The sequence below is a fragment of the Streptomyces sp. GL_140 genome (assembly GCF_057834465.1).
In genome coordinates, this window is the sequence record NZ_CM174404.1 from 5163051 (window position 1) to 5175264 (window position 12214).

The 12214-nt window shown below is 72.8% G+C and carries 11 protein-coding genes; 8 read left to right on the top strand and 3 right to left on the bottom strand.

The genetic code is table 11. The features are described 5' to 3' along the window. Positions 1-8: 8 nt before the first annotated feature. Positions 9-899: a succinate--CoA ligase subunit alpha gene (sucD, locus tag AC3IYJ_RS24055; RefSeq protein ID WP_489396818.1), complete on the top strand. Its 891-nt coding sequence runs from the start codon at positions 9-11 to the stop codon at positions 897-899. Between the two features lie 110 nt (positions 900-1009). Here sucD and AC3IYJ_RS24060 read toward each other — a convergent pair whose 3' ends face one another. Then, positions 1010-2668 carry a helix-turn-helix domain-containing protein gene (locus tag AC3IYJ_RS24060; RefSeq protein WP_489396819.1) on the bottom strand — a complete coding sequence of 553 codons (1659 nt, stop codon included), beginning with the start codon at positions 2666-2668 and terminating at the stop codon, positions 1010-1012. Positions 2669-2787: 119 nt separating this feature from the next. Here AC3IYJ_RS24060 and AC3IYJ_RS24065 point away from each other — a divergent pair, with 119 nt between their 5' ends. Continuing rightward, positions 2788-4602 carry a cell division protein PerM gene (locus AC3IYJ_RS24065; RefSeq protein ID WP_489396820.1) on the top strand — a complete coding sequence of 605 codons (1815 nt, stop codon included), beginning with the start codon at positions 2788-2790 and terminating at the stop codon, positions 4600-4602. 18 nt (positions 4603-4620) lie between these two features. Here AC3IYJ_RS24065 and AC3IYJ_RS24070 read toward each other — a convergent pair whose 3' ends face one another. Further along, positions 4621-5259 carry a hypothetical protein gene (locus AC3IYJ_RS24070; protein WP_489396821.1) on the bottom strand — a complete coding sequence of 213 codons (639 nt, stop codon included), beginning with the start codon at positions 5257-5259 and terminating at the stop codon, positions 4621-4623. A 257-nt stretch (positions 5260-5516) separates the two neighbouring features. Here AC3IYJ_RS24070 and purN point away from each other — a divergent pair, with 257 nt between their 5' ends. Both purN and purH read left to right on the top strand, forming a co-directional pair. After that, entirely contained in the window at positions 5517-6140 is a 624-nt protein-coding gene (gene purN / locus AC3IYJ_RS24075) for a phosphoribosylglycinamide formyltransferase (protein WP_489396822.1), read from the top strand. Positions 6141-6172: 32 nt separating this feature from the next. Then, complete coding sequence (gene purH, locus AC3IYJ_RS24080; RefSeq protein WP_489396823.1) at positions 6173-7756, top strand: bifunctional phosphoribosylaminoimidazolecarboxamide formyltransferase/IMP cyclohydrolase; 1584 nt, start codon at positions 6173-6175, stop codon at positions 7754-7756. Between the two features lie 141 nt (positions 7757-7897). Here the strand turns inward: purH and AC3IYJ_RS24085 are convergent, their stop codons facing one another. Then, on the bottom strand, positions 7898-8539 hold the full coding sequence (locus tag AC3IYJ_RS24085; RefSeq protein ID WP_489396824.1) for a hypothetical protein: 642 nt from the start codon (positions 8537-8539) through the stop codon (positions 7898-7900). A gap of 245 nt (positions 8540-8784) precedes the next feature. Here AC3IYJ_RS24085 and AC3IYJ_RS24090 point away from each other — a divergent pair, with 245 nt between their 5' ends. The 4 genes from AC3IYJ_RS24090 (at position 8785) to AC3IYJ_RS24105 (ending at position 12139) form a co-directional block, all read left to right on the top strand. Beyond that, entirely contained in the window at positions 8785-9648 is an 864-nt protein-coding gene (locus AC3IYJ_RS24090) for a bifunctional methylenetetrahydrofolate dehydrogenase/methenyltetrahydrofolate cyclohydrolase (protein ID WP_489396825.1), read from the top strand. Then, entirely contained in the window at positions 9638-10249 is a 612-nt protein-coding gene (locus tag AC3IYJ_RS24095; RefSeq protein WP_489396826.1) for a DUF3017 domain-containing protein, read from the top strand. Before AC3IYJ_RS24090 ends, AC3IYJ_RS24095 begins: the two co-directional genes overlap by 11 nt. Positions 10250-10319: 70 nt before the next feature. Next, positions 10320-10946, top strand: coding sequence for a short chain dehydrogenase (locus AC3IYJ_RS24100; RefSeq protein WP_489396827.1), 627 nt, complete (start codon positions 10320-10322; stop codon positions 10944-10946). Between the two features lie 203 nt (positions 10947-11149). Beyond that, on the top strand, positions 11150-12139 hold the full coding sequence (locus AC3IYJ_RS24105; RefSeq protein WP_407837626.1) for a malate dehydrogenase: 990 nt from the start codon (positions 11150-11152) through the stop codon (positions 12137-12139). Positions 12140-12214: the final 75 nt, after the last annotated feature.

Genomic DNA, 12214 nt, shown 5'->3' on the forward strand with positions numbered 1-12214 from the left:
AGACTCACATGGCTATCTTCCTCAACAAGGACAGCAAGGTCATCGTCCAGGGCATGACCGGTGCCACGGGCATGAAGCACACCAAGCTGATGCTGGCTGACGGCACCGACATCGTCGGTGGCGTGAACCCGCGCAAGGCCGGCACCACCGTCGACTTCGACGGCACGGAGATCCCGGTCTTCGGTTCCGTCGCCGAGGCGATGGAGAAGACGGGCGCCAACGTCTCCGTCCTCTTCGTCCCGCCGGCCTTCGCCAAGGCCGCCGTGGTCGAGGCGATCGACGCCGAGATCCCGCTGGCCGTCGTCATCACCGAGGGCATCGCGGTGCACGACTCCGCCGCCTTCTGGGCGTACGCGACGGCCAAGGGCAACAAGACGCGGATCATCGGCCCGAACTGCCCGGGTCTGATCACCCCCGGCCAGTCCAACGCCGGCATCATCCCGGGCGACATCACCAAGCCCGGCCGCATCGGTCTCGTGTCCAAGTCGGGCACGCTGACCTACCAGATGATGTACGAGCTCCGTGACATCGGCTTCTCCTCCGCCGTCGGCATCGGTGGCGACCCGGTCATCGGTACCACGCACATCGACGCCCTCGCGGCGTTCGAGGCGGACCCCGACACCGACCTGATCGTCATGATCGGCGAGATCGGCGGCGACGCCGAGGAGCGTGCGGCGGACTTCATCGCGAAGAACGTCACCAAGCCGGTCGTCGGCTACGTCGCGGGCTTCACCGCCCCCGAGGGCAAGACCATGGGCCACGCCGGTGCCATCGTCTCCGGTTCTTCTGGCACCGCACAGGCCAAGAAGGAGGCCCTCGAGGCCGCGGGCGTGAAGGTCGGCAAGACCCCGACCGAGACGGCGAAGCTGGCGCGCGAGATCCTGAACGCCGCGAAGTAATTCGCAGCCCCAGTTGCACCAGCAGTAGTAGTCGTACGTAGTGACGGGCGTGGCCCGCACCCTGTGAAGGGGTGCGGGCCACGCCCGTTCCCGTCTGGTCCCGTTCGGTTCTATTCGGGCTTCGGCGAGACCCTCGCCGGGCCGGCCGCTGGGTCGTTCAGCAGCTTGTCGTGGAGCTGGCGCCCCTCGTCGGAGAGTTGCTGCGGGCCGCTGTGCGGGGGCACGCCCGACACGTTCGCGCCGGGGGCGCGCGGGGGCTCGTACTCGGTCGGTGCGGTGGCCGCCGTGTAGGCCGTGGCCGCGGCGATCACCGCCGTCAGCCCGAGGACCGCACGGGTCCACCGCCGGGTCCGGCCCTCGCCGGCCGCCCGGACGACGGCCGCCGAGCGCGGCTCCAGCCGGACGGCCGGTCTCAGCGCGCCGAGCCGCTCGCGCAGCAGCGCCGACTGCTTCCCGGGCGCCACGTCGGCCAGCTCGGGGATCCGGTCGGCGAGTTCGGCGTGGGCGTTGAGGAGGCGGCTGCCGGCGGTCGGCGTGGAGGCCTCGGTCTCGGCGGCGGTGTCGGGCAGGTCCAGCCCGACGCCGTCGTAGAGCAGCAAGGTCCTGCGGTGGGCGGGCGGCAGCGCGAGCATCGCGTCCATGAGGGTGCGGTCGCCGGGGTCCGCCGGGGGCTTGTCGGGATGCTTGTGGGCCCGCCGGAACTGGTGCCAGGGCGAGAGCGCGTACTCGTACGTCGCCGCGCGCACCCAACCGACCGGGTCCGGGTCGGTGGCGACCTCGGGCCAGCGGCCCCAGGCCTGCTGGAAGGCGCGCTCCACGGCCTCGTGGGCGAGGCCGCGGCGGCCGGTGAGGAGGTAGGCCTGGCGGGTGAGGGCGGGGGCGGTGCGGTTGTAGAGCGCGTCGAAGGCGGATTCCGGCGTGGGGACCTTCCGGGGCGGGCGTTCGTCCGTCCCGCCGTCGGCGGCGCCTTGGGCGGCGGTCTCGGGGGCGGTACGGGTACTCGTGCCGCCGTTCTCGTCGCCCGGCCCGTCGTTGCCCGGACCGGTGCCGGTGCCGGTGCTGTTGATGCCCATTCCGGTGCCCGGACCCGGTGGAACCGTGCCCGGGCCGTGAGGAATCGTTCCTCCTGCCCGGAGCGTGGCGAGGCCGCCACCGCCGACCGCGGCCTTGACCGTGGCCTTGGCCTCGTGCCGGGGCACCCCGACGGGCCGCGCGGCCCGGGCGAGGAACCCGAAGTACCCCTCGGCGGAGTTGGCGGCTGACGCCTCGTCCGTATCGCTCTCGGAGGCCCCGGTTACGGCTTCGGGCTCCTTCGACACGCCGGTCAAGGCGGCGGCCTCGGACCCGGACTCGGACCCGCCTTCGGACTCCGCCTCGGCCTCGACCGCCGGTGCCGTCGCCGTCGCCGGCGTGGCGGTGCCGTTGGCCCAGGCCGGCCGGGTGGGCGTGGCGGAGAGGGCGGCGGCCGGTTCCGGGGCGCCCTGTGCGCTGTCGGACGCGCTGTCGGACGCGCTGTCGGACGCGGCGTACGCACGAGGCTCCGTACCCGAGGCCGGGCCCGTGGTCGCGGCGAGGCGGGTCAGGAGCTTGGCGTAGGCCTCGCGCTTGCGGCCCCGCGGATCGGTGCGGCCCGTTTCCCAGGAGCGGACCGTGGTGGCGGTGACCCCCACCGCCGCCGCGACCTCCTCGTGGGTCAGCTCGGCCGCTTCGCGCAGGCGCCGGCGTTCCTTCGGGGTGGGGAGGATCAGCTCCGTGACGCTTTGTGTCATGCCACACTCCCCGCGACCCGGACGCCCAGAGCGAAAAAGTACATAAACGTATATTGAGCGACACCACGGTCATTCGCCTGTTACCCGCCCATAGCGCGTGTCGTTGGCACCATGGCGGGGTGACCCAAGTGACCGAACGCGGGACTTCGTTGCCCACGCCCCCCAGGGCCCCCGCCCGGCGCCGTTCACCGGCGGCCGCCGCGTGTGTCGTGGGTGGAGCCGTCGCCGCAGGACTGGGGCTCGGCTTTTTCGCCGTGCTCGTCATCGTCCTGTGGATCAGCTCCCCCTACCCCGACGGCGGTCCCGGTGGCGCCCTGCACCTCGCCGCGGGCCTCTGGCTGCTCGCCCACGGGACCGACATGGTCCGCTACGAGACCCTCTCCGGGGTGCCCGCCCCCGTCGGCATGACCCCGCTGCTGCTCATCGCACTGCCCGCGCTGCTCATCCGGCGCGCCGCCCGGCTCGGCAGCGCCGCCGAGGAGGAGGGGGGCGCGGAGCCGCTGCCCGCCAGGGTGGTGTTCTCCGCCGTGCTCTGCGGCTACCTCGGCGTCGGGTCCCTGGCCACCGTGTACGCCGCCTCCGGGCCCATGCCCGCCGACCCGCTCAGCGCGGCCCGGCACCTGCCCCTGGTGGCCGCGCTGGCGGCCGCCGGCGGGGTCTGGGAGGCCCGGGGGAGACCGCTCGGGCTGCTGACCAGCCGGTTCACCCGCCCCCGCTACGCACTCGCGCTGCGCGCCGGCGCGGGCGGGGCCCTGGTCCTGCTCGGCGGCGGAGCGCTGCTGGTCGCAGCCTCGCTGGCCTGGCACGGGGCGGAGGTGCAGGGGTCCTTCGTGGCGCTGACCGGGTTCTGGTCGGGCCGTTTCGCCGTCCTGCTGCTGTCCCTCACCCTGGTTCCGAACGCCGTGGTCTGGGGCACCGCCTACTCCCTGGGCCCCGGCTTCGCGCTGGGCACCTCGGCCACCGCGACCCCGCTCGGCTTCGGCGGCGCGCACGCGCTGCCCCGCTTCCCGCTGCTCGCCGCGCTCCCCGCGCAGGGCCCCGGCACGCCGCTGACCTGGGCCGCCGCCGTGGTACCGGTGGTGGCGGGGCTGGCCGTGGGCTGGTTCGCGGTGCGCCGGGCGCGCGAAGTCTCGTACGGGGAGACCGCGCTCACCGCGGCCCTGGGCGCGCTGGTGTGCGCCCTGGCCACGGCCGGGCTGGCCGCGGCCTCGGCCGGGCCGCTCGGCTCCCGGGAACTGGCGGCCTTCGGGCCGGTCTGGTGGCAGACGGGCGGCGCGGCCCTGGCCTGGACCCTGGCGCTCGCGGTCCCGGTGGCCGTGATGGTGCACGCGTGGCGCAACCGGCCCGCGAGGTGGCTCGTCGAAGCCCCCGACGGAGCCGAGAGCTGGCACGACAGCGGGGTGCGGGAGGTCCGATGGGCGGCGCTGCGCCGGGCCACGGGCACGCTGATCCCGGACTTCTCCTCAGGGCAGAACCCACCGCACCTGCCGGATCCGCCGCACCCGCCGCACCCGCCGGCGCCGGTGAAGGAGGAGCCGCGTGCCGGATCCGTGCCGGGGGTGGCGGCCGGACCCGTTCCGGAGACGCCGCCGAAGCGACCCGTACTGGTCATGCCCGGTCTCAAGCTGGACCTGACCCCGATCCCGATCCGCGCGACTCCCGCGATCCCGGCGATGCCGGCCGCACCGCCCCTGCCCGTCGGCCCGCCGATGCCCGCCATGACGGCTTCGGCCCCGCTCGCCGTGACCGAGCCGGTCCCGTCGACCGAGGCCGCGCCGGTCCCGGCCGTGACGGGCGCGCGGGTGCTGGCCCGCCGCAAGGCGGGGCCCGAAGCGCAAGCCGGACCGGTCACCGGGGTGCAGGACCCCGGACCGGACCCCTCGCAGGCCCCGGGGCCGAACCCGGAACGGGACCCCGGGCAGGACCCCGAGTAGGCGGTCCTGCTACCCCTGCTACCCCGGGACCTTGATCATCTTGCCGATGACGTTGTCCGGCAGCAGGTCGTTGCACTGCAGCTCAGCCGATTTGGTGAGGGCGTCCTGCGTGCAGACGTAGAAGTCCTTGTACGCGAGGTGCACGGCGTACGAGGACAGGGACAGCAGCACCGCCAGCGACGCGGTGACCAGTCCGCTCACCGCCGCCGTCCGCTGGGGCCGGGCGGCGGGCCCCAGGGCCGCCAGGCCGCCCTGGGCCGGAGCGGGCTCAGTGGCCCCGGTCCGCACCCCGGTGATGTCGGCGACCGTGGCGGTGGCCGTCCCCTCCTCCCCGGCGGGCTTCGCCGGTGCGCCGCGCAGCGCGCTGATCCCCCAGTACAGGGCCAGGGCGCCGAGCAGCAGCGCCATCGAGGGGATGTCCATGACCACGAAGAAGAAGCCCCACATGCCGCCCAGCAGCGCGTACCGCGCCCGCCGCTGGATCGGGTCGGTCGGATCCCAGCGGGCCGGTCCGGATCCCGGGGCCTCGCCGGGCCCCTGTCCGGGGCCGCCGTCACCGCCCTTGCGCGGTTCCCAGGGCTGGTCGGGCCGGCCTTCCGGGGGCGCCGCGAAGGGATTGTCGTCGGTGGAGCGGTCGGGCTGGCGGCGATCCGGCATCGGGTGTGTTTCATCCCCTGTGTCATGGACGTCGCTGGGACGTCGGAGGCCTGTTTGCGGCTTGTAGGCCAGACGCTACCGCCCACCCGTGCCCCCGTCCCTCGGGGGCCGTCCGGTGTGCCGGTATCGTTGCAGGCGGTCGGTGGCTTCGTAGGGTCCGCCCATCTCGGCGACCCGAAGTTTCGTACGACCGCACAAGACGAACGACGTGCCCCCAGCTCACGCCGGGGGTGCCCCCGCCCGAGAAAGGGCCTCCCATGGCCGTCTCCCGCCTGGTCGTGCTGGTCTCCGGTTCCGGCACCAACCTCCAGGCCCTGCTCGACGCCATCGACGCCCACCCCGGCGGATCCGAGGGGTTCGGCGCCGAAGTCGTCGCCGTGGGAGCCGACCGCGAGAACATCGCCGGTCTGGAGCGTGCCGAGAAGGCGGGGATCCCCACCTTCGTGTGCCCGGTCAAGGCGTACGGGACCCGCGCGGAGTGGGATGCCGCCCTGACCGGGGCCACCGACGCGTACGCGCCGGACCTCGTGGTCTCGGCGGGGTTCATGAAGATCGTGGGTACGGAGTTCATCGACCGCTTCGGCGGCCGGTTCATCAACACCCACCCCGCCCTCCTCCCGGCCTTCCCCGGCGCCCACGGCGTACGGGACGCACTCGCCTACGGGGCGAAGGTCACCGGTTGCACGGTCCACTTCGTGGACACCGGCGTGGACACCGGTCCGATCATCGCCCAGGGTGTGGTCGAGATCCGGGATGACGAGGACGAAGCCGCTCTCCACGAGCGGATCAAGGAAGTCGAGCGCGAGCTGCTCGTCGAGGTCGTGGGGCGCCTGGCCCGGCACGGCTACAGCATCGAGGGACGAAAGGTAACAATCCAGTGACCGCCGCAGAGGCCGCAGGGACCGCAGAGACCGTGACCGCAGAGAGCGAAGACCTCGCCACGTCGAAGCGCCCGATCCGGCGCGCCCTCGTCAGCGTCTACGACAAGACGGGGCTGGAAGAGCTGGCCCGCGGCCTGCACGAGGCGGGTGTCGCCCTCGTCTCGACCGGCTCCACCGCGTCGAAGATCGCCGCCGCCGGGGTGCCCGTCACCAAGGTCGAGGAGCTGACCGGCTTCCCCGAGTGCCTGGACGGCCGCGTCAAGACCCTGCACCCGCGCGTGCACGCCGGCATCCTCGCCGACCTGCGTCTGGAGGACCACCGCAACCAGCTCGCCGAGCTGGGCGTCGAGCCCTTCGACCTGGTGATCGTCAACCTCTACCCCTTCCTCGCGACCGTGCAGTCGGGCGCGACCGAGGACGAGTGCGTGGAGCAGATCGACATCGGCGGCCCCTCGATGGTCCGCGCCGCCGCCAAGAACCACCCCTCGGTGGCCGTGGTCACCAGCCCGGCCCGCTACGACGCCGTGATCGCCGCCGCCCAGGGCGGCGGCTTCGACCTCACCGCCCGCAAGCGGCTCGCGGCCGAGGCCTTCCAGCACACCGCCGCCTACGACGTCGCCGTGGCCTCCTGGTTCACGAACGCGTACGCCCCGGAGCCGGAGGCCGTGCTGCCCGAGTTCCTGGCCGGCGCGTGGGAGCGCAAGTCCACCCTGCGCTACGGCGAGAACCCGCACCAGGCCGCGGCCCTCTACACCGACGGCCAGCCGGGCGGGCTCGCCAATGCCGAGCAGCTGCACGGCAAGGAGATGTCCTTCAACAACTACGTGGACACCGAGGCCGCCCGCCGCGCCGCCTACGACCACGAAGAGCCCTGCGTCGCGATCATCAAGCACGCCAACCCGTGCGGCATCGCCGTGGACAAGAAGGACGTGGCCGCGGCCCACCGCAAGGCGCACGCCTGCGACCCGCTGTCCGCCTTCGGCGGGGTCATCGCCGTCAACCGCCCGGTGACCGTGGAGCTCGCCGAGCAGGTCGCGGAGATCTTCACCGAGGTCATCGCCGCCCCCGACTACGAGGCCGGCGCCCTCGAGGTCCTCGCCAAGAAGAAGAACATCCGCGTCCTGAAGGTGGCCGGCACCCCGCACCAGCCGGGCGACCTCAAGCCGATCTCGGGCGGCGCGCTGCTCCAGCAGTCCGACCTCTTCCAGGCCGAGGGCGACGACCCGGCCAACTGGACGCTGGCCACCGGCGAGGCCCTGTCCGCCGACGAGCTCGCCGACCTCGCCTTCGCGTGGAAGGCCTGCCGCGCCGTCAAGTCCAACGCGATCCTGCTCGCCAAGGACGGCGCCTCGGTCGGCGTCGGCATGGGCCAGGTCAACCGCGTCGACTCCGCGAAGCTCGCGGTCGAGCGGGCGGGCGCCGAGCGCGCGCAGGGCTCGTACGCCGCGTCCGACGCCTTCTTCCCCTTCCCGGACGGGCTGGAGATCCTGACGGCCGCGGGCATCAAGGCCGTGGTCCAGCCGGGCGGTTCGGTCCGTGACGAGCAGGTCGTCGAGGCCGCGAAGGCGGCGGGCGTGACGATGTACTTCACCGGGACCCGGCACTTCTTCCACTGAGTCCCCCGGGGACCCGGGCCCACCGGGTGCCTGTAGTCCCCGTAGACCCCGTAGACGGCGAAGGCCGCGCACCGCATCGCTGCGGTGCGCGGCCTTCGCCGTGTGCGCGGCCGGTACGAGGCTTCGTACCGGCCGGCAGTCCTAGTACTGAGGGCGCTTGAAGTAGATGCCCGCGGCCGAGTTGGCCAGGCCGATCAGGATCCAGAGGCCCAGACCGAGCGAGATCCCCTGGAAGACGAGCGTGAACATGAAGGGGGCGACGCCTGAGTCGTGCAGGTTGCTGAGCGTCACGATGCTGATGAGCAGGCCGCCACCGGCGAAGAGGGTCTGGATCGATCCGAAGATGATGCCGGAGACCCGGACGCCGCCGCGTCCCTTGGCCAGCTTGGCGGCGGTCAGGATCGGCCACAGCGAGATGCCGATCACGAAGATGCCGGCGACGACGAACACGCCGCCCGCGGCGGTGCCCGCATCGCTCGCCGAGGAGCTGGAGGAGCTGGAGAAGGCCGAGGCGAACAGCGCGCCGCCGACCGCGACGAGGATGCCGGCCAGGGCCTGGATGATGCCGAGGATCCAGAGGATGACGCGGGCGCCCTTGACGCCGCCGGGCATCGGCACGTTGGCGCCCGGGTAGCCGGAGGGGCCGGGGTACCCCATGGCCTGCTGCGGGTAGGCGTAGCCCTGGGGCGGAACGCCCTGGGGGGCCTGCTGCGGGTAGCCGTAACCGGGCTGGCCCTGAGGCTGCTGCTGCCCGTAGGGGTTGTTCGGGTCGCCGAAACTCATCTTGGGGTGTTCCTCCGTGGAAGTGCGGGGACGCACGGCACGCTAGGAGGATTCGCTGCAAGTGGTGCGGCCCGCCCCCCGGCACTGCCCGCGGCACATCTTCCGGCCATCGTCGTGCGAACGGGGTGGACTTGTCCAGCCACACCGCGTTCGCACGCTCACTCGTTGTGCAAGTGCAACGAATGGGACCGGCCAGGGGCGGATGCGACTGGAACCGTGGCCGCCTCATCCGGGAGGATGGTGCCATGACTGCCCAGATTCTCGACGGCAAGGCCACCGCAGCCGCGATCAAGTCCGAACTGACCGCCCGCGTGGCGGCGCTCAAGGCCCGGGGCATCACCCCGGGCCTCGGCACCCTGCTGGTCGGCGACGACCCGGGCAGCCGCTGGTACGTCAACGGCAAGCACAAGGACTGCGCCGAGGTCGGCATCGCCTCCATCCAGCGCGAACTGCCCGCGACGGCCTCCCAGGAGGACATCGAGGCGGTCGTCCGGGAGCTGAACGACAACCCGGAGTGCACGGGCTACATCGTCCAACTTCCGCTCCCCAAGGGGATCGACACCAACCGCGTCCTGGAGCTGATGGACCCGGCGAAGGACGCCGACGGCCTGCACCCGATGTCACTCGGGAGGCTGGTCCTGAACGAGCCGGGCCCGCTGCCCTGTACCCCGTACGGGATCGTCGAACTGCTGCGCCACCACGGTGTGGAGATCAACGGCGCGCACGTGGTCGTCCTCGGCCGCGGCATCACGGTCGGCCGGTCCATCGGCCTGCTGCTGACCCGCAAGTCGGAGAACGCGACCGTGACGCTGTGCCACACCGGTACGCGCGACCTCTCCGGGCTGCTGCGGCAGGCGGACATCGTCGTGGCGGCGGCCGGTGTGCCGCACCTGGTCAAGCCGGAGGACGTGAAGCCGGGCGCGGCCGTCCTCGACGTCGGCGTCAGCCGCGACGAGAACGGCAAGATCGTCGGGGACGTGCACCCCGGCGTCGCGGACGTGGCCGGCTGGATCTCCCCGAACCCGGGCGGCGTCGGCCCGATGACCCGGGCCCAGCTGCTCGTCAACGTGGTCGAGGCCGCCGAACGGATCGTCCCCAGTGCGGGCTGAGCGCGCGGACTCCGAGGGATCCGCGGGCTCTACGAAGCCTGCGGCGCCCTCGGGACCGGGGGAGCCGGCCGGATCCCCCGGCGGGACCGCCGCGGGGTCCGCCGCGGGGCCCGCCGCGGGTTCCGAATCCGGATCCGCCCCGGGAGCCCCCGCCGCGCCCGAGGCCGCCCCGGAGACCGGCGTCAAGGCCAAGGCCATGGCCGGTGCCGCCGCGGTCCGCTCCCGCCGCTTCCCCTCCATCACCCGGGACACCGCCCGCCCCGAGGGCGGCGGTCGCGCCGCGCCCGGCGACGCACCCGCGCCGGCCCGTCAGTGGCCGATGCTGGCGGTCCTCGCCGCGACGGCGGGCGGGCTGCTGGCCACCGCCATGGGCCACCCGCGCCTCGGCTGCCTGATGATCGGCATCGCGCTGATCGCGGCTTCGGTGCTGCGCCGGACACTGCCCTCCGTGGGCATGCTCGCGGTGCGCTCCCGGTTCACGGACATGGTCACCTACGGCCTGCTGGGCGTGGCGATCACGCTGCTCGCGCTGGTCATGGAGCCCAGGCCGTGGCTGCACATCCCGTTCCTGGAGAGCGCGGTCCGCTTCACGGTCCGCTGATCGACCCGCCCGCCCCGCCCGCCCCGGCGGCAGCCGCCCCGGGGAAGGCGGGTGGACTTCGGAAACGTTCATGGCGATGCTCGACGTCATGAACGCGATCAAGGTTGTAGTCATCGGAGCGAACGGAACCCTCGGCCGAGCGGTTCAGGAGGCCCTGCGCGGGCGTGGTCACGAGGTCGTGACCGCCTCCCGCAAGGACGCGGACGTGCGCGTGGACATCACCGACCCGGAGTCCATCCGGGCCATGTACGAGGCGGTGGGCTCCGTGGACGCGGTGGCGGTCGCGGCCGGCAGCGTCCCGTGGAAGCCGCTCGGCGAGCTGAGCACCCAGGACGTGCGCGCGGGCCTGGAGGGCAAGGCCGTCTCGCAGATCGAGCTGGTCCGCCAGGGCACCGTACGGCTGCCCGAGCACGCCTCGTTCACCCTGATCACCGGCATCCTGGCGCGCGAGCCCCTGCTGACGGGATCGGTGGCCTCGCTCGTCAACGGCGCCGTGGAGGCCTTCGTACGGGCCGCGGCCATCGAACTCCCCGGCAAGCAGCGGATCAACGCCGTCAGCCCGACCGTCTTCGAGGAGTCCATGGGCATCTACGGGGACACCTTCGCGGGATTCGACGCGGTACCGGTGGCGCGGGCCGCCAACGCCTATGTCAAGTCCATCGAGGGACACCGGACCGGGGAGATCTTCCAGGTCTGACGGCCGCCCCGGGGCCGCTGTCGCACCGTCCGAGCGCCACCCGTGTGCCACGCACCACACGGGCCGGGGGATTGGGGTGCTCCAGGGTCGGATAGCCTGACGGCGGATGTCTCTTCACGTCAAGATTTACGGTTCGGGGAGCGGCGTCCTCCCAGCACATGGGGCAGGGACGCCCCACCGCCAGCTGTCTAACGGAGAAGGCCATGACCCGCACTCCCGTGAATGTCACCGTCACCGGCGCCGCCGGCCAGATCGGCTACGCGCTGCTCTTCCGCATCGCGTCCGGCCACCTGCTCGGCGCGGACGTGCCGGTCAAGCTCCGTCTTCTGGAGATCCCCCAGGGCATGAAGGCCGCCCAGGGCACCGCCATGGAGCTCGACGACTGCGCCTTCCCGCTGCTCGCCGGCATCGACATCTTCGACGACCCGAACAAGGGCTTCGAGGGTGCCAACGTCGCGCTGCTGGTCGGTGCCCGTCCGCGTACCGCCGGCATGGAGCGCGGCGACCTGCTCTCCGCCAACGGCGGCATCTTCAAGCCGCAGGGCGCCGCGATCAACGCGCACGCCGCGGACGACATCAAGGTCCTGGTCGTGGGCAACCCGGCCAACACCAACGCGCTCATCGCGCAGGCCGCGGCCCCGGACGTACCGGCCGAGCGCTTCACCGCGATGACCCGTCTGGACCACAACCGCGCGATCTCGCAGCTGGCCGCCAAGACCGGTGCCGCCGTCTCCGACATCAAGCGCCTGACCATCTGGGGCAACCACTCGGCGACCCAGTACCCGGACATCTTCCACGCGGAGATCGCCGGCAAGAACGCCGCCGAGCTGGTCAACGACCAGACCTGGCTGTCGGACGAGTTCATCCCGACCGTCGCGAAGCGCGGCGCGGCGATCATCGAGGCCCGCGGCGCGTCCTCGGCCGCCTCGGCCGCCAACGCCGCCATCGACCACGTGCACACGTGGGTCAACGGCACCGCGGCGGGCGACTGGACCTCGATGGGCATCCCGTCGGACGGCTCCTACGGCGTGCCGGAGGGCATCATCTCCTCCTTCCCGGTCACCACCAAGGACGGCCGCTACGAGATCGTCCAGGGCCTGGACGTCAACGAGTTCTCCCGTGCGCGCATCGACGCGTCCGTGGCGGAGCTCGTCGAGGAGCGCGACGCGGTGCGCGAGCTCGGCCTGATCTGAACGAACCGCCGCCCGGCCTGATCCGAGCGGACCGGTACGAACATCGAAGAGCCCCGGCCAAACCTGGCCGGGGCT

Excerpts from the sequence above, each read along its gene's own strand:
- sucD (WP_489396818.1), top strand. The coding sequence starts at position 9 with ATGGCTATCTTCCTCAACAAGGACAGCAAGGTCATCGTCCAGGGCATG.
- AC3IYJ_RS24060 (WP_489396819.1), bottom strand. The coding sequence starts at position 2,668 with ATGACACAAAGCGTCACGGAGCTGATCCTCCCCACCCCGAAGGAACGC.
- AC3IYJ_RS24070 (WP_489396821.1), bottom strand. The coding sequence starts at position 5,259 with ATGCCGGATCGCCGCCAGCCCGACCGCTCCACCGACGACAATCCCTTC.
- purN (WP_489396822.1), top strand. The coding sequence starts at position 5,517 with ATGGCCGTCTCCCGCCTGGTCGTGCTGGTCTCCGGTTCCGGCACCAAC.
- AC3IYJ_RS24085 (WP_489396824.1), bottom strand. The coding sequence starts at position 8,539 with ATGAGTTTCGGCGACCCGAACAACCCCTACGGGCAGCAGCAGCCTCAG.
- AC3IYJ_RS24090 (WP_489396825.1), top strand. The coding sequence starts at position 8,785 with ATGACTGCCCAGATTCTCGACGGCAAGGCCACCGCAGCCGCGATCAAG.
- AC3IYJ_RS24100 (WP_489396827.1), top strand. The coding sequence starts at position 10,320 with ATGGCGATGCTCGACGTCATGAACGCGATCAAGGTTGTAGTCATCGGA.
- AC3IYJ_RS24105 (WP_407837626.1), top strand. The coding sequence starts at position 11,150 with ATGACCCGCACTCCCGTGAATGTCACCGTCACCGGCGCCGCCGGCCAG.